We start from the raw sequence: 15,658 nt of genomic DNA, 5'->3' as shown, positions 1-15,658 counted from the left end.
GGATTTAGGCGAATTGTCCTTTAATAGCATTCACCCAATTTTGTATGCGCTCATCAGTGAGGTCGCCTTGATTATCTTCATCAATCGCAAGCCCTACAAACTTGCCATCGACTACCGCTCGACTCTCATCAAAGTCATAGCCATCTTTTGAAGTTTGCCCGATGATTTTGCCCTTTTTGCTTACTTTTTCATAAATGTGAAAAACGCCATCGCAAAAAGTGTCGCTATAAGTATCTTGGTCGCCCAAGCCAACAAGCGCGATTGTTTTACCCGCAAAGTCATCATCGCCAAAAAGTCCTAAAAAGCCATCCCAATCATCTTGCAAATCGCCAGCACCATAAGTTGGTGTCGCTAGGATAAGGTTGCTAAGTCCTAGCAAATCCTCTTTTTGCGCCTTTGCTACATCAAAGAGCTTCACATCGCCACCTAGTGCCTTTGCTACTTTGTCCGCTACACCTTGTGTATTTCCGCCATCGCTCCCATAAAAGATTCCAACTGAACTCATTACTAACTCCTTTGAAGTGTAAAATTATGATTTTAAGATAGAAGTCATTTTAAGATAGAATCTTTAAACGCTCTACTTAATGTTTGGGATTGTATAAAAATTTTTTAACATTTGCAATAATCACACCAAAATTCACACAAAGATTATGCAATTTTTGTTACAATCCCAATTCTCCAACGCAATATAGAATTTTAATTAAAGGAAAACTATGCAAGATTTTAAAGTATTTGTAGATAAATTTCAAAAAGATTCTAGCTATCGTGCGCCACTTGGCTTTGGCATCGCACGGGTAGATATTGGCAAGATAGAAGCGGGCAAAGTGCTCAATGCCACTTATCCTGTGCTCAATTGGCAAGGCGAGAATCTAGGGAGTTTTGCGGTGCTTTTAAGCGCGGCTAAGGTTGGGGATTGCCTCATTTCTCAAAATGAGAGTGAAGCGGTGTATGGCGTGAATGAAGCCTTTATCAAAAAGGCATTAGAGCTCTATGTGCCATTTTTAAGCGAAGCTCTAAGCGATATAAGCACACATAAAAATATCCAAGTGCTTTTGGAGCTCCAAAAGGCATTGGTTAAAAACAAACTCACCACCAAAAATGGCGAAGCAAAATACAGATTCTGTGTGCTGTATGCCGATGAAGAGTGCGCAAGTGTGGAGAGTGCGTATATGAAGCTCCTTGCCCTCTCACTTGGCAAAGCTCCTCTGCGCTCGCTTAATCTTAATGGAATCTTTGGGCTTCTTAGCAATGTCGCTTGGAGTGGCAATAAGCCCTATGAATTAGCGTATTTACGCCAAAATGAAATCACACTTAAAATGCGTGGTAAGTTCCCACATATCGATTTTGTGGATAAATTCCCGCGCTATCTTATGCAAGTAGTCCCACAATATGACAATATCCGCTTGCTAGATTCTGCTAAAACGCGCTTTGGTGCGTATCTAGGAAGCGGTGGCTACACGCAAATGCCCGGAGCTAGCTATGTGAATTTCAACGCAGGTGCGCTTGGCGCGTGTATGAATGAAGGCAGAATCAGCTCTAGTGTCATCGTGGGCGAGGGAAGCGATGTAGGCGGTGGCGCGAGCATACTAGGCGTGCTTAGCGGGGGAAATAGTGCGCCCATTAGCATTGGTAAAAACTGCCTACTTGGCGTAAATAGCTCTACAGGCATAAGTCTAGGCGATGGCTGCATAGTCGATGGTGGGATTGCTGTGCTTGCTGGCACGGTGTTTGAAATCGACAAAGCAGAGGCAGAGAAAATCGCACAAATAAATGAGGACTTTAGTATCAATCCAAATGGGCTCTACAAAGGGCGTGAGCTAAGTGGCAAAAACGGCTTACACTTCCGCCAAGATTCTAAAAGTGGGCGAATGATTGCATTTCGCTCAAATCGTCAAATTGAACTCAACAAAGACTTACATTAACAAATAGGCTACACAAAGCCTATTTGCTTAAATTGCACCTAAAATTTCCAATTTTTACCCCCCCCCCCCCCCGTTTTTTAGCTATAATACCTAAATTTTACATTTAAAGAATTAAAACAATTTAGGATTTATTAAAGAATATGCGCGTTATCTGGTTTGGCATTTTGTTGTGTATCCCTTGCTTTTTGTTTGCAAGCTATAACCAATGGCAGGGTGGTGCTGGGAACAAAACGCTTACGAATAATTCAACAATAATTCGAGATGGAAGTGGCACTTGGCGAAATGATGGCGCGGTGGCAAATTTTCTTAGACGCTTGGAAATCCGTGATTCTGCTTATACTCAAACGGGCGATAAAATTAGAGTAGAAGTAGTCAATCAAATCTCTGTGTTGGGAATCTATGCGGGCACCACAAGGAATAATATCGTAGAGGAAATCGCCGTGAGGCGTGGTGGCTCTATTCAATGTGTTACGCCTATATGCTCTGATGGCAATTCTTTATACATTGGCACAAGTAGGACAGCTTCACAGCTTATAACTCTCCGCGTAGATAATGGAGGGATAATCAACCGAAATGGTTATGGGAGAATCAATGTCAGTGGGTATCTTGGGACAATCTTAAATAGCGGACAAATACTAGGCGAGGGAGTTGTCATAGGGAGAAATGGGTTTGGGCACTTAGGTGTGCTGAATAATTACGCAGGAGGAGTTATAAGCGGGGTTAGTGGAGTGGCTGGAAATCACCTCGTAGATAGAATCTATAACGAAGGGACTATCAACACAATAGCAAATATCACCTCTACAAAAGGCAATGTGGCTAATATCGAAAACGCGCCAAGTGGTGTTATCACAAGCATTACAGGCGTCAATGTGTTTGACATACGACAAAGAGGGAGGCTAGATAATCTTACATCAAGCACTATAAGTGAAGTAAGAAACGAGAGCGGGACGCTCAATAATGTAAGCAACAACACAATTACAACCTTTACCATCAGCGGTGGAAATGTCAATCGTATAACCAATAACACTATAAACACTATAAATGTGAGTGGCGGGAATGTCGCACTCATAAGCAATCCGCAACAAGGACTTCCCACCCTTAATATAAGCGGTGGAGTAGTCCAAACGCTAGAAAATATCTCTATCACTAATCTTACTAATTCTGGTGGGACTATCACCAATCTCACAGCAAGCACAAATGTGTCGCGTCTCAACAATGCAGGTGGAACTATCACCAATCTCACACTTTACCAAAATATCGGGTATAACCCCAATACAAACGCTCATATCAACGGCTCTATTACTAATCTTAACATTGAGGACTTTAGTATCACCCTGCATAATAACTATGATATATGGAATAGCCATACTTTCGCCGCACAGGGTATGAATGACGAACACCTCTATATGAATGCCAATGTAGGGAATCTAATTATCCAGCCCGGTGCTATTAAAGTTTCACTTGGGGCAAATGTGAATAAAAAAGATGGTGTGTATAGCTATGATAAAGTCATATTAAATGCGCCCGCGGGCAGTATAAACTTTAGCCATTTGACACCAACGCAAGGCTTAGAGCTTTTTGATGTGCCCGGCAGAAATGGCTTTAGCTTGGGTGCAAATGCGTCAAACTCCTTTGGTGCGAGTGCTCTGCAATCTATCCAACTTAACGACACACGCCGAATTGTGATTATCCAAAATATCTTAGATTCTATCAATTATCATCACTTCTACCGCACAGCTATCAAAAGACAAGAAAGCAAGGAGCAAACAAACAAAGATACACAAGCCCAAAAAATTGACACTTCAAATTGGCAAAAAAAGCGCACATTTGCCATTCCTTATGGATTGTATGGGAATCTTAGCGTGAATAACACCAAATCTCACACCTACGCGGGAGGAGCTATATCTGGAGTTCAGCGTGATTTTGGACATTTGGGTATTGGCGTTGTGTATTTAGGCTATGAGTATAATTCCACAACATCGCAACTGAGCGTTGCTGATGCGACTTTGAGTGCTAATGTGGCGCAAGGTGGAATGGCGCACATTAAGCTACTAAAATCAGATGAAAACAAACAATTCTACCTCAAATCCAATCTTCGTAGCACTTTAACGCATCTTACAATCAACGCCCAAGAAAACAAAAACCTTTATGATGCAAGCACCTTTACCTACCATATCGGTGGCGCAGTGCGAGGGGGAATGGCGTATTACTTTGATTCTGTGAGTTACATTGCCCCCGAGCTTGGAGTAAGCTATGATTTGATGGGAGTTGCTGGCTTTGAGATTGAAAAAGGCGCGCTAGCAAATGAGGTCTATCCAACGCACAATGTGCATTTACCACAACTAAGCGCAAGTATGAAATATTACAAAGCCATAGGGCAGTTTTATCGTTACTCAATTCTTGTTGGTGGGCGGTATTCTCCAAACAACAAACCCACATTAAAATTCCAAAATGGTATATTTAGCGATGAAGCGAGAATCTACTTGCCTCTTTTTTATGCCAATGTCGATGCAAGCTTTTCACGCGCTATAAGTAGAGTAAGCGAGCTTGGCGTGAGTTATAATGGGCTTGCATATAATGGCGGTCAATCCCATAGCCTAAGCGTAAAATATGTAAAATGGTTTTAAAAAGGCGATGATTTTGATAGCATTGTCGCATATTTTGCGAAATTTGTGGTAGTATTGCCACATTTTGAGTAAAGGGCTTCAGTTATGGTTAGATTGTGTATTGGCGGTGTGCTTGTCTTTACTTTGAGCTTTGTAGCGTGCTTGCAAACACAATATGATATGAGTGCTGCGCCTGCGTGGAACTTCGTCCCATCAAATGAATCGTATGCCCAAGCACAAGAGCCAAAAGAACAACCAAAACCCAAAAAGCCAAAACCACAAGAGCCAGCAATAAAAGTGCAAAAACCAGCCCCTATGAACCCCCCTCTACCAAAAATCGTGCAAAAAGCTCCAAAAGGCATAGGTGAAGTGGTGCGAATATATTATGTCAATGGCGAGCTTGCGTGGGAAATCCACTTCTTAGATGGCAAGCAACACGGGCTTACAAAGCATTTTTATAGTAATGGGCAACTGCGAGGAGAGCTTAACTTCACTCACGGCAAGGCAAATGGAGAACTTATACAATACTATTACTACGGCGCGATAAAAAGCGAGGAACAATATCAAAATGACCTTTTGGTGGGCACTTCTAAATTTTACACGCCACTAGGCGAACTCAAAAAAACTATCCGCTATGAAAATGGAAAACAAGTAGAGGAGCGAGAGATTCTCGCAAGAAATTGAATTAAATACCTGTGGTTGTATCGCCACATTTAAAACAAAAAAGCTGGCAATATGCTTGCAACCCCAAAAGAGCTGGTGGCAAAAAACTCTCACAATCGCACAAAAACAGCTCTAATGCCACTTTTTTTGCGTGCAAGCATCGAAGTGTATCAAGCGCATTTTGCCTGTTGGCTAAAGATTGCATAAACACTTTAAGTGTCTTTTGTGAAAAAATCCCAATGCACCTCATAATGCGCTTATTAGCGTTGATAGAATCTAATGCCTCGCTAAACACAGTAAAATCCCTGCCAATGCGCACATAAGGGTTGTTCTCATAACGCATAGCAACAAAAGCAATGGTGCGCTCAAAGGCGAGATTCTCATCGCTAATGGTGAAGTTAGGCGAAGTAGTTTTCATCAAGCAAATCTTTAATCTGCTCTTTGTGGAGTTTTTCATTTGCAAGCAAGATATTTGAAAGTTTTGAAAGTAATGGCTTAGCATTGGCAAAGAACTCTTGCATTTGCTTTTTGGAATCTTCTAAAATCTCCACCACATCGCCACTCTCTGGCATAATATGTTTGCCCATTCCATATTGCTCACACATTTGGAAGGCGATTTCTTTTGCCTTATCTAAATCCTCTTTTGCGTTGCTAAAGCTTTCATTATATATCATCTCCACCGCCACGCTTCCAGAAAGATACATTTTAATCTTATTACTCATTTCTGCCTTACTTACAAGCTCTTTATCAATTTGCTTAAAACTCTCGCTAATGAGCGAAATTTTATCAAAATCAATATCCAACCAATACGCGCTTAGGGCTTTTGCGCTTTGATAAGTAGCTAGGATATTTTTTTCCTCCTCGCTAAAGCTTAGCACTTTTTTCTTGCCTGAGAGCACCTTATCTTTGGTGTTTAAAATATCTTCTTTTTGGATAACAAAACTCCCACGCCTTAGTGCGTTTAGCGCAGCTTCATTAACCAATGCAGCAATAGCCGCTCCGCTAAAGCCCACACACAAGCGCGCCACTTCGTTTTTATCAAAATCATATTTTTTGTTTTTTAAATACACTTCAAGGATTTTTTCCCGCTCACTTACATCTGGTAAATCCACATAGATTCTCCTATCAAAGCGTGCAGGACGCAAAAGTGCCTCATCAAGCACATCAATTTTATTAGTCGCGCCAATGACTATCACACCACTAGAATCTTCAAAGCCGTCCATTTCTGTAAGCAACTGATTTAATGTCGCTTCTCGCTCATCATTTCTGCTCCCTCCACGCGCCTTACCGACTGCATCAATCTCATCGATAAAGACAATGCTAGGGCTTTTTGCCTTTGCCCTCATAAAGAGCTCTCGCACACGCTTTGCGCCCATTCCCACATAAATTTGCACAAAACTTGAGCCACTTTGATATAAAAATGGCACGCCTGCCTCTCCAGCCACTGCCTTAGCAATCATTGTCTTGCCAACTCCGGGAGGACCGATAAGAAGCACGCCCTTTGGCAAAGAGATTCCCAAATCTTGGTATTTTTTGGGATTTTTAAGATAATCAATGATTTCTAAAAGCTCCTCTTTGACTTCACTAATGCCAGCCACATCTTTAAAAGTAACGACACTTTGATTTTTTGGCTGTAAAAAATCATTATCTAAAACACTTTGATTTTTCCCCCCAATCGTCCCACTTAAATTATTTGCGTTTATATCAAGCCCATTTATGCCATTGTCCGCGCTTTTGATTGGCTCTTTTGGAGGACGGGCAAAAAGCATTGAAATCGCCTTAACTATCACAGCAAGCCCAATAAAAATAAGCACAAAAAGCCCAACCTCATCTAAGAATCCTCCACTTTTTGGCTTCACACTCACAGCGATTCTTGGATTAAGCGTGTGCAAATCAATGCTATCCCTAGCGACTTTGTAGTTTTGGTTTTCCACGCTAAAATACATCATATCATCTTGCACGACCAGCTTGTATGGCGGAGTTCTCTCAATAATTTGAGCAAACTCATAAGGACTTAACAACTTCGTATCATCTCGAAAAATCCAAAACACTATAAGGAGTATAATCACGCACAGCGTTATGATAAAAGCGATAAGATTCTTAGATTTTTGCATAAGTGCCCTCTTTGCTGACTTCATATTCTCTGACTTCCACCCAATCACCGACTTTCAAGCTAGCCTTAGGTGTATCGCACGAAATAATAACTTTGTTAAAATATTGGTCTAAGCCCACGAAACTCACTCCCTTAGCACAATGGCTATCAAAATGTGTGTCTTTGCGACTAGATTCTATCAAAACTTTGAGCGGGGTTTGCAAATGTGCGAGTTTTTGTCGTGCTTTTAGATTCTCTTGTGCTACCAAATTTTTAAGCAAATGCAATCGCTCCTTTGCTTCATCGCCTTTGGTGGTGTTTTTCATCATACTTGAGGGAGTATTTACGCGAGGCGAGTAAATAAAAGGGTGCAAATGCGTAAGTTTAAATGTCTTAAAGTTCGCCAATGCTTCCTCCCATATTGCCTTGCTCTCGCCCGGATGGGCGACTATAAAGTCCGTGCCCAAAAAAAAGCCTTGTTGTTGCAAGTGGGCAAAAAGTGCTAAATCACTTTGCACGCGATTTTTACGATTCATTATCTCAAGCATTGTATTGCTTGTGTGTTGCAGGGCAATATGCAAATGTCGCTCTAACTTCTCGTGCATCGCTATGTCTAAAAACTCGCTATCTATTTGGCTAGGCTCTAAACTTCCTATTCGCACGCGCTTTAGCCCAGAAATAGCAAAAATTTCGCGCAACAAAGTAGCAAGATTCTCTTTTTGCAAGTCTTTTCCCCAACTCCCCACATTTGTCCCGCTTAAAATCACCTCGCTCACGCCGCAATCCACAAGTCGCCTAACTTGCTCTAAGATTGCGTGCTTAGGGAAGCTGCGCGCCTTGCCTCTCACGCTGGGGATAATGCAATAACTGCACGCAAAATCACAACCCTCTTGAATCTTAATAAACGCCCTTTGCTTGCCTACAAATGATTCCACAATGGTAGAATCAATGTGATTAGGAGCACTCTCTGGGTAGAAAAACCGCTCCTTTTGGCTTAATAGCGTGTTAATTTGCTCCTTAAGACTATGGGGAAATACCCCTTGCAACAAATTGCGCTCATAATTTGGTTGCCCTTTTGATTGCACACCACAACCTGTAAAAAAAATTTTTTTATCTCCGTTTTTAAATTTGTTAATATAGCCTTGCACGCCCGCATCAGCACCATTTGTAACGGTGCAAGAATTTATCACAATAATATCTGCCTCCTGCTCGCTTTGCACGCATTCATATTCCTTGAGGTTTGCTATCATTACTTGTGTGTCAAAGAGATTGCTTCGACAGCCAAAGGTTTTAAAAAATACTTTCATCATTTATCCTCAATATGTGTGTTGTTTCGCTTGTTTTGCAAATGGGAATCTATACTCCATAAATCGAGCTATCATCTTTTCTTTCATCGATAGGCTCAGGTGCGCCTCTTTTGCGTTTCTTTTTTGCCTCACTAAGATTAAGTGGCTCATAAAAGGGTTTGTTTCCTCGTCCATCGCTTCCTGTGGGCACGACTTTAGTCGTTGGGTAAGCGATATGAATGTCATCTTCTTGCAAAATCGCCTCGATAACTTCCGTTGAAATCGCGCTTCTAATGCCAAGCGTAGAATACGCATTCGCCTGATACCAGAGTGAAATTCGTATGCCATTTGGCTCTATCATACAATATGCCCGCGCCTCTAGATTCATATTGCGCAATGAGAATCTATCTTTAATGTGCTCCATTCGTTTTTTGGTTACTTCGGTGTATCCTTTAGAGTATTTTTTGGCAATCTCAGTGGCAATTTTTAGAGCTTTTTTATGGTTGCTATCAAAAGTAATGCTAAAATCTACCCCGTCCCATACCGTCTTAATCCCAGCGTGAGTGTAATTCGCAAGCAAGGTGGTAAAAATATAATTATTAGGGATAAAGATAATGCGCCCTGCTCTGCGATTTTGCAAATATGAAGTGAGTGTTACATCTTCATAAATAGTAATACGCAATGCCGAAATATCAAGCACATCGCCCACATATATTGCCCCATCTTTAATGACTTTTACCCTATCACCCACATGCACGCTTCCGCCAAGCACGATGACAAACCACCCAAGCAAACTCATAAACAAATCTTTCATTGCAATGGCTAAACCAGCCGAAGCAAAACCCACAATCGCCACAGCATAAGTTACATTCTCCAAATACGCAAAAAGGAAAATAAGCCCGACAAGGCTTAGGTTAAAAAAATTGATGATTTTGCTTGCAGTATAAATGCGTTTAGAATCTGTGATATATTTACGCAATGCGACCTTCACAAAAAAAGCAATAATAAAGATAAATGCGATGCTCACGCCAATATAAATCATCTTAATAAATTGCGCTTTAATCTCGCTATTTAATCGCATAATAACATCTTCGATATTCTTAAAATACACTGTGTTAGAAGTCTTAAAAATCATTTGTGCGGATTGCAAGGATTGTATCATTTGCTCAATCTCATTGCTTGCATTTTCATATTCTCTTTGCTTGCTTACATCTTTGGTGATAAGTTTTAGCGAAGAAAGTGTATCAAACTCCAATAAAACAAGATTAAGAAGTTCTTGGAGACTTTCCTCGCTTTGAGTGAGGGTGTGCTGGTTTTCTTTGAGTTCTTTGATAAACAAATATCCACTCACAATAAGTATAGGATTTGTGATATGTGGCTCATCTTTAATTTCTGGTGGCTCTAAAAGTTGTGCGTAAGGATTATCCGCATACACTCGCAGAATCTCGCGTTGTTTTTGAATGGTAGTAAGCGTGCCTTTGAGCTGGTTAATCTTAGAAACATCTCTTTTTTCTTTGGCTTCTTTGATACTGCGCTCTATTTGAGCAATATCACTCTCAAGCATATTGTATGTCTTAATGTTGGAGTATTGTTTAAACCACGCGTTGTTAATGCTTTTTGCTTCTAGGGCTTGGGAAGTTTGTTTGAGTGTTTTTTCTAAATCTTGCTCGCTTATAAAAAGTTTGTTGTCTTGGTTTTGATTTGGCTGTTGGGGCTCATTTTTGGTGATATTAGCCTCAGCACTCACACCACCAAACGCGAGAAACAATGACAAAACAACAATTTTTATTTTTTTCACCGACTGCCCTTTTATCGTAAAATTAGAGAATCTTAAGCACTGCTTGCTTATCTATATCATTGCGCATACACACGCCACCTATATGATTTGGCAACACAAAAGTAATGGCACGATGTGTGCTCTTTTTATCCAAAAACAACCGCTCATAAAACGCTTCCTTTTGAGCAATATCAAAGTGTGTTGGTAAATTGCACGATTGTAGCAAACTTTTGATACTTTTTTCCTCATCTGCGCTTAATAAACCAAGATTTCGCGCTAAAGCATTTGCTAAACACATTCCAATCGCCACACACTCGCCGTGTAGATAGGTTGTGTAATGAGTGAGATTCTCAATAGCGTGCCCAAAAGTGTGCCCGTAATTAAGTGCTGCGCGAATCCCACTTTCTTTTTCATCTTGCTCCACCACTTTGGCTTTTATTTCAACGCTTTTGGCAATGGTGTATTGAAGATTCTCATAATCGCTCCAAAACTCCTGCAAAGAGTGATTACACAACTGCTCTTGTAAAAACGCAAAAAAATCTTTATCAAAGCACACCGCCATTTTGATAATCTCTGCTAACCCTGCGCTAAACTCCCTGCTTGGAAGTGTTTGTAAAAAATCCGTATTGATAAACACGGCTTTTGGTTGATGAAACACTCCGATAAGATTCTTGCCAAAAGCGTTATTTACGCCTGTTTTCCCGCCCACACTAGAATCCACTTGCGCTAAAAGCGTAGTTGGGATTTGGATAAACTCCACGCCTCGCTGGTAAATCCCACTAGCAAACCCCACCATATCGCCTATCACGCCACCACCTAAAGCGATGAAAAGCGACTTTCTATCTAAGCGATGAGTAAAGGCACTCTGCAAGATTGCCTCGATACTTTGCATATTTTTGTATTCCTCGCCATCAGGGATAGTGCAGACAAAAACTTCTTTTGCTTCAATCTTTTCCATAATCGCAGGCAAATACAACCCAGCAATTTTTGGGTTTGTAACAATAAGCACCTTGCCATTATGTGTAATTGGTTCTAAATCATTACTCTTCCCAATTTGCACGGGGTATTGGGCTGATGGTGTGCGTATAGATATGGTGCGCATTTATAATCCTTTACCAAGTGGGATAAAAATCTGTGGGTCTCGCTCCAAACCAAGCGAAAGTCGATAAGAATCCATCGAAAGAAAGGAAAATCTCGTGCTTTTGGTAATACCCACATCAAATGGGAGAAATTGTAGCACTACTTCATCACTTTGTGCTAACAATACAATGGGATTTTGCGTGGAGGAATACAAAATTTCTGGCTTTGCATTAAAGACTTTTGCCACGCTTTCAATATGCGAGATAATATCGTGTTGATGGGCAGAATCTGGGTCAAAATCATAGAATCGAGAAGTGATATTAAGTTGCTTAGAAATATCAAACATCACCGAAGCAATGTTTTCGCTCTTTTGCAAGCCTTCTCCCACGATAAGAAAACTCTTTTTTACCTTGCTTAAGCGTTTTGCGCCTATTTTTAGCACGGGCAATGCGCATTGATAGAGTGCCTCTCTATTTTTTACAAGAGAAAAAATATCGCTATTTACCACAATAAGCCCAAGTCGCTTAGCAGAATCTTTTTGAATCTGCGCGCTTAGACTGCTTGTATTATAAATGATATTGACCTCTACTTTTGGACTTCCCTCGCCATTGATAGCATTAAGTCGCTCTAAAAACGCACGATTAGTAGGATTTAACACTTGGACAACAAGGCGATTGTTTTTAAGATGTGTATGGAGAAATAACGCATCTTCAATGCACACAAATGCTTCACTCTCACTAGAAATCGCCATATCAATATACAAAAAAATATCGCGTCCAAAAGGTGAGGGAAACTGCCCAATATCACTTTTTGCCAAACGATACACCTCAGAGAGCACTTTTGCTTCTCCAGCGACTAAGAGCACATCATTTGGCAAGACTACAAGGTCTCTACGAGACAAAATAAGCTCACCTAAGCGATAGATTCCCACAATTTTCCACTTTCTTTGCTCGATTGCACCAATATAGCGATAAGTAAAAATGCTACCCGGTGGCACGGCGACCTCCATAATCTCACCTTGCTCTAATCCAAAGCCTCTTGGGATAACAGGGACATTAGCAAGTCGTTGCGTAAGGCGGTTTGCCACCAAATTCTCAGAATCTATCACCACCAGATTTGCGTCATTTTGTCCATTTAAACGCAAATCTTCTCGCAAGAGAGTCGCGCTCTCTGTGTTGTCTTTAGTATGTATGGTAAATTCGTGGTTATTATAGAGCACGATACGCGTCTTTGGGCTAATCTCGCGGATAATGCGATAAAGCACAAATCGCTCTGTGGGATTCTCAATGATAATAAAAATATCTTGAATATCGCTACTAAAAACCTCGCTTATACGAAACTTTGAAGTATAATCAAGCAAATGAGATTCTATCACATCTGGCATTTCACTTGGCAAAGTGGCGCAATCTTTGGCAATAATAACATAAGGATTGTTGTCAAAATACTGACTCACAACCTTTTGAATGAAAATTTTTGCTACAATGCCATCTGCTAGAATAAGTGTTTTTTTCAAATTACTTTACCTTGAGAAAAAATTTACAAACTTTAAGTTTATTAAGAAGCGCGATTATAGCAAAATTATGCAATCTTAGTGCCCTAAAACTTATGGCTTTTTGTTTTGTTGTTTAAGGAATACGATGGACTTTTTTGTTGATTATACAGATTCTCACGCGCGCGCTGGCACGATGCGCCTCTCACACGGAGAGGTGCAAACGCCCATTTTTATGCCTGTGGGCACACAGGGCTGTATAAAAGCTCTTGATAGCAACGACATTGCCACCCACTTAAATGCTCCAATCATTTTGGCAAACACTTATCATCTTTACTTGCGCTGTGGAATTGAGAATCTAAGCACACTCGGTGGGATTCACAACTTTGCTAACTTTAATGGAAATTACTTAAGCGATAGTGGTGGATTCCAAGCATTTAGCCTTAATGATAATGTCAAAGTCTTAGAAAACGCCGTTGAGTTTAAATCTCACATTGATGGGAGCAAACATATTTTCACGCCACAAAAAGTGCTTGATATTCAATACGCCATAAATAGCGATATTATGATGGTGCTTGATGACTTGGTCGGGTTACCAGCACCGCTCTCACGCTTGCAAGATTCTATAAAAAGGACGCTAGATTGGGCGGAGCAGTCATTGCACTATCATTTGGCACAAAAAGCACAGGGCAAAGCTAAAAGCAATCATATTTTTGCTATCGTGCAGGGTGGCACGGACTTTGAGCTCCGTAAAATATGCGCCCAAGAGTTAAGTGCATTAAGCGAATTTGATGGATATGCCATAGGTGGATTAGCCGTAGGAGAAAGTGCCCAAGAAATGTATGACACCATACAATCTTGCATAGAATTTATCCCAAAGGATAAACCGCGTTATCTTATGGGCGTTGGGACACCGCAGAATATCTTAGAGGCAATCGAGCGTGGGGTGGATATGTTTGATTGTGTAATGCCATCAAGAAATGCGCGTAATGCCACGATTTTCACCACTTTTGGCAAACTTAACATTAAAAGTCCGCGCTTTAAACTTGATGCCACCCCACTTGATGAATACTGCCAATGCTACACTTGCGCGAATTACTCACGCGCGTATCTACACCACCTCTACCGTGCTAATGAAATCACTTATCATCGCCTCGCCACTATTCATAATCTACGATTTTATCTTACTTTAGTGCGAAATGCCCGTAAAGCAATCATCAATGGGGATTTCACGCGGTTTAAAAAAGACACACTTGCTCAACTCAACTCTAATGATGTGTAAAATATTTAAACAAGGGCAATGGTATTTTGTTTATATTAAATATAATATTACAAGATACAAGGAGTAACAAATGCGAATTTTAGATGAATTGCCGTGTAACATTATAGCCCTTCCCCTAAGGCGAATGAACTTTATAAAAAAATGGGAAGATTTAGAATTTACCATTACAGAACATATAACAAAAGTCCTTTTGATAGTCAATGATAATGCGTGTAGAGTATGGCTAAAAGAGCTAGATTCTAAAATAGAATTGCTCTGTAAACTTAAAACTAAGGGCAGAATCTCTAATGAGACCTACCAAGAAGAGATATATGAAAGATTATGCTTTGAAAATCAGCTAGGAATACCGGGCGTTATTAAGCGACCAATACGAGCATACATTCAAAGTCCAAAAAATAAGAGCAAAACCGCCTTAGTGCGAGAATATGAGATAGTCGAATTTGAGAGTGATATGAATGCGTTTTTGTATGAATTTATAGAAATAGCAAAGTTTTATAAAGAAATAAAAGGTGGCGACTACATCAAAGGCTCTTTGCAAAAAAGTAAAGTCATAAAGGAGATTGTAGCAAAGTATCGCAATAGAGCATATCAACGCATAAACATTGATATGCTTGATGCGTATTAAAGCTACGCCCATTTTAGCGTGGAGTTAATCTTTAAAAGCTCTTTTTCGCGATTTTCCCAATTCGCATTAGCCTCTTGTGGGATAACTATGCGTGGAATCCTCTCTTTATACTTCAATGGCTCAATTTCACCAAGCTCTTCATCTTTTAGCGAGTTTTGCTTGCCGATAAATTTGCCATTGTAATCCCAATTTTGCTTATAAAGCACAAACAAATCAACAAAAGAAGTCATTTTGACATAAGTCCTATCAATGGTATAAAGATACGCGGTTATTTCACGCAATGCGCTTAAAATGTTTGTGTCTAAAAAATGTGTGGGAAACTCATATTTATCGATGACTTCACCATTGCTTGTATCTATTTTTACAAATTCTTTGCCATCTTTTGAATACACATAACTGCAAAATTTATCTTGTGTGAGGTTTTGCATAAAAATTTTCAAATTAAAGCTATCGCGCAGACTTACAAAAAAATAGCCAGATTTTTTGATGTGCTCACTTCCTTGACTTTTAGCAATAAGGCATTGGAAATTAAAAGAATACTTATCTTCTTCTTGGCTTAAAATGTTTTGTTCGATATACAAATCGCTTGCCTCGCAATGCTCGCGCATACTGCGTGCAAATGAAACATTTTCTTTTTGAATGCAGTCTTTTAGCTCAATAAAAGCATATTCGGCATTTTTCCTGCGATAGTTTTTAGCAATGAGTGCATTAAACTTCTTCATTGGGAAGTATTTCACTACCCCATCGCCATCATAAATACCCTTAAAGTGTGCTGGAATCTCAATACTTAGTCCGGGAACAGAACTAAAATTAACGCGTTTTGTCTCCATACTTAC

At 40.2% G+C, this 15,658-nt stretch carries 13 protein-coding genes; 5 read left to right on the top strand and 8 right to left on the bottom strand.

The genetic code is table 11. The annotated features are described in order from the left end of the window. Window positions 1-4 precede the first annotated feature (4 nt). Window positions 5-505, bottom strand: coding sequence for a flavodoxin (locus ACWIWK_RS02440; RefSeq protein ID WP_454150513.1), 501 nt, complete (start codon window positions 503-505; stop codon window positions 5-7). Between the two features lie 208 nt (window positions 506-713). Between ACWIWK_RS02440 and ACWIWK_RS02435 the strand changes: the two genes are divergently transcribed. The 3 genes from ACWIWK_RS02435 to ACWIWK_RS02425 all read left to right on the top strand — a co-directional run bounded on the left by ACWIWK_RS02435 (window position 714) and on the right by ACWIWK_RS02425 (window position 5,212). Continuing rightward, window positions 714-1,922 (top strand): tetrahydrodipicolinate N-succinyltransferase N-terminal domain-containing protein, encoded by a 1,209-nt coding sequence (locus ACWIWK_RS02435; RefSeq protein WP_454150512.1) that lies wholly within the window; start codon window positions 714-716, stop codon window positions 1,920-1,922. Window positions 1,923-2,062: 140 nt separating this feature from the next. Continuing rightward, complete coding sequence (locus tag ACWIWK_RS02430) at window positions 2,063-4,549, top strand: hypothetical protein (protein WP_454150510.1); 2,487 nt, start codon at window positions 2,063-2,065, stop codon at window positions 4,547-4,549. Window positions 4,550-4,633: 84 nt separating this feature from the next. Then, window positions 4,634-5,212 (top strand): toxin-antitoxin system YwqK family antitoxin, encoded by a 579-nt coding sequence (locus tag ACWIWK_RS02425; RefSeq protein WP_454150508.1) that lies wholly within the window; start codon window positions 4,634-4,636, stop codon window positions 5,210-5,212. 1 nt (window position 5,213) lies between these two features. Here ACWIWK_RS02425 and ACWIWK_RS02420 read toward each other — a convergent pair whose 3' ends face one another. Genes ACWIWK_RS02420 through ACWIWK_RS02395 form a run of 6 tightly spaced genes read right to left on the bottom strand, consistent with a single transcriptional unit; the run spans window position 5,214 to window position 12,939 of the window. Continuing rightward, a complete protein-coding gene (locus ACWIWK_RS02420) occupies window positions 5,214-5,609 on the bottom strand; it encodes a hypothetical protein (protein ID WP_454150506.1) in 396 nt (131 codons plus the stop codon). Then, window positions 5,590-7,329, bottom strand: a complete 1,740-nt coding sequence (locus ACWIWK_RS02415; protein ID WP_454150504.1) for an AAA family ATPase — start codon at window positions 7,327-7,329, stop codon at window positions 5,590-5,592. The genes ACWIWK_RS02420 and ACWIWK_RS02415 overlap by 20 nt, the downstream gene beginning before the upstream one ends. Further along, complete coding sequence (locus ACWIWK_RS02410) at window positions 7,292-8,593, bottom strand: MiaB/RimO family radical SAM methylthiotransferase (RefSeq protein WP_454150502.1); 1,302 nt, start codon at window positions 8,591-8,593, stop codon at window positions 7,292-7,294. The genes ACWIWK_RS02415 and ACWIWK_RS02410 overlap by 38 nt, the downstream gene beginning before the upstream one ends. Window positions 8,594-8,639: 46 nt before the next feature. Then, complete coding sequence (locus ACWIWK_RS02405; RefSeq protein ID WP_454150500.1) at window positions 8,640-10,367, bottom strand: mechanosensitive ion channel family protein; 1,728 nt, start codon at window positions 10,365-10,367, stop codon at window positions 8,640-8,642. Window positions 10,368-10,389: 22 nt separating this feature from the next. Next, window positions 10,390-11,448, bottom strand: a complete 1,059-nt coding sequence (aroB, locus tag ACWIWK_RS02400) for a 3-dehydroquinate synthase (protein WP_454150498.1) — start codon at window positions 11,446-11,448, stop codon at window positions 10,390-10,392. After that, window positions 11,449-12,939, bottom strand: a complete 1,491-nt coding sequence (locus tag ACWIWK_RS02395; protein WP_454150496.1) for a TrkA C-terminal domain-containing protein — start codon at window positions 12,937-12,939, stop codon at window positions 11,449-11,451. Window positions 12,940-13,063: 124 nt separating this feature from the next. Here ACWIWK_RS02395 and tgt point away from each other — a divergent pair, with 124 nt between their 5' ends. Next, the gene (tgt, locus tag ACWIWK_RS02390; RefSeq protein WP_454150494.1) at window positions 13,064-14,197 is read left to right on the top strand and encodes a tRNA guanosine(34) transglycosylase Tgt; all 1,134 of its coding nucleotides are present in this window, start codon (window positions 13,064-13,066) and stop codon (window positions 14,195-14,197) included. 70 nt (window positions 14,198-14,267) lie between these two features. Continuing rightward, window positions 14,268-14,822 carry a hypothetical protein gene (locus ACWIWK_RS02385; RefSeq protein WP_454150493.1) on the top strand — a complete coding sequence of 185 codons (555 nt, stop codon included), beginning with the start codon at window positions 14,268-14,270 and terminating at the stop codon, window positions 14,820-14,822. A gap of 2 nt (window positions 14,823-14,824) precedes the next feature. Here ACWIWK_RS02385 and ACWIWK_RS02380 read toward each other — a convergent pair whose 3' ends face one another. Then, the gene (locus ACWIWK_RS02380) at window positions 14,825-15,652 is read right to left on the bottom strand and encodes a hypothetical protein (protein ID WP_454150491.1); all 828 of its coding nucleotides are present in this window, start codon (window positions 15,650-15,652) and stop codon (window positions 14,825-14,827) included. Window positions 15,653-15,658 lie beyond the last annotated feature (6 nt).

Source organism: Helicobacter sp. 23-1048 (assembly GCF_053654545.1).
This window is presented reverse-complemented; position numbering and strand designations above follow the sequence as displayed.

Bases quoted from the DNA above. Each gene is read 5' to 3' on its own strand.
- ACWIWK_RS02410 (WP_454150502.1), bottom strand. From the start codon at position 8,593: ATGATGAAAGTATTTTTTAAAACCTTTGGCTGTCGAAGCAATCTCTTT.
- ACWIWK_RS02435 (WP_454150512.1), top strand. From the start codon at position 714: ATGCAAGATTTTAAAGTATTTGTAGATAAATTTCAAAAAGATTCTAGC.
- tgt (WP_454150494.1), top strand. From the start codon at position 13,064: ATGGACTTTTTTGTTGATTATACAGATTCTCACGCGCGCGCTGGCACG.
- ACWIWK_RS02440 (WP_454150513.1), bottom strand. From the start codon at position 505: ATGAGTTCAGTTGGAATCTTTTATGGGAGCGATGGCGGAAATACACAA.
- ACWIWK_RS02380 (WP_454150491.1), bottom strand. From the start codon at position 15,652: ATGGAGACAAAACGCGTTAATTTTAGTTCTGTTCCCGGACTAAGTATT.
- ACWIWK_RS02420 (WP_454150506.1), bottom strand. From the start codon at position 5,609: ATGAAAACTACTTCGCCTAACTTCACCATTAGCGATGAGAATCTCGCC.
- ACWIWK_RS02430 (WP_454150510.1), top strand. From the start codon at position 2,063: ATGCGCGTTATCTGGTTTGGCATTTTGTTGTGTATCCCTTGCTTTTTG.
- ACWIWK_RS02415 (WP_454150504.1), bottom strand. From the start codon at position 7,329: ATGAAGTCAGCAAAGAGGGCACTTATGCAAAAATCTAAGAATCTTATC.
- aroB (WP_454150498.1), bottom strand. From the start codon at position 11,448: ATGCGCACCATATCTATACGCACACCATCAGCCCAATACCCCGTGCAA.
- ACWIWK_RS02425 (WP_454150508.1), top strand. From the start codon at position 4,634: ATGGTTAGATTGTGTATTGGCGGTGTGCTTGTCTTTACTTTGAGCTTT.
- ACWIWK_RS02385 (WP_454150493.1), top strand. From the start codon at position 14,268: ATGCGAATTTTAGATGAATTGCCGTGTAACATTATAGCCCTTCCCCTA.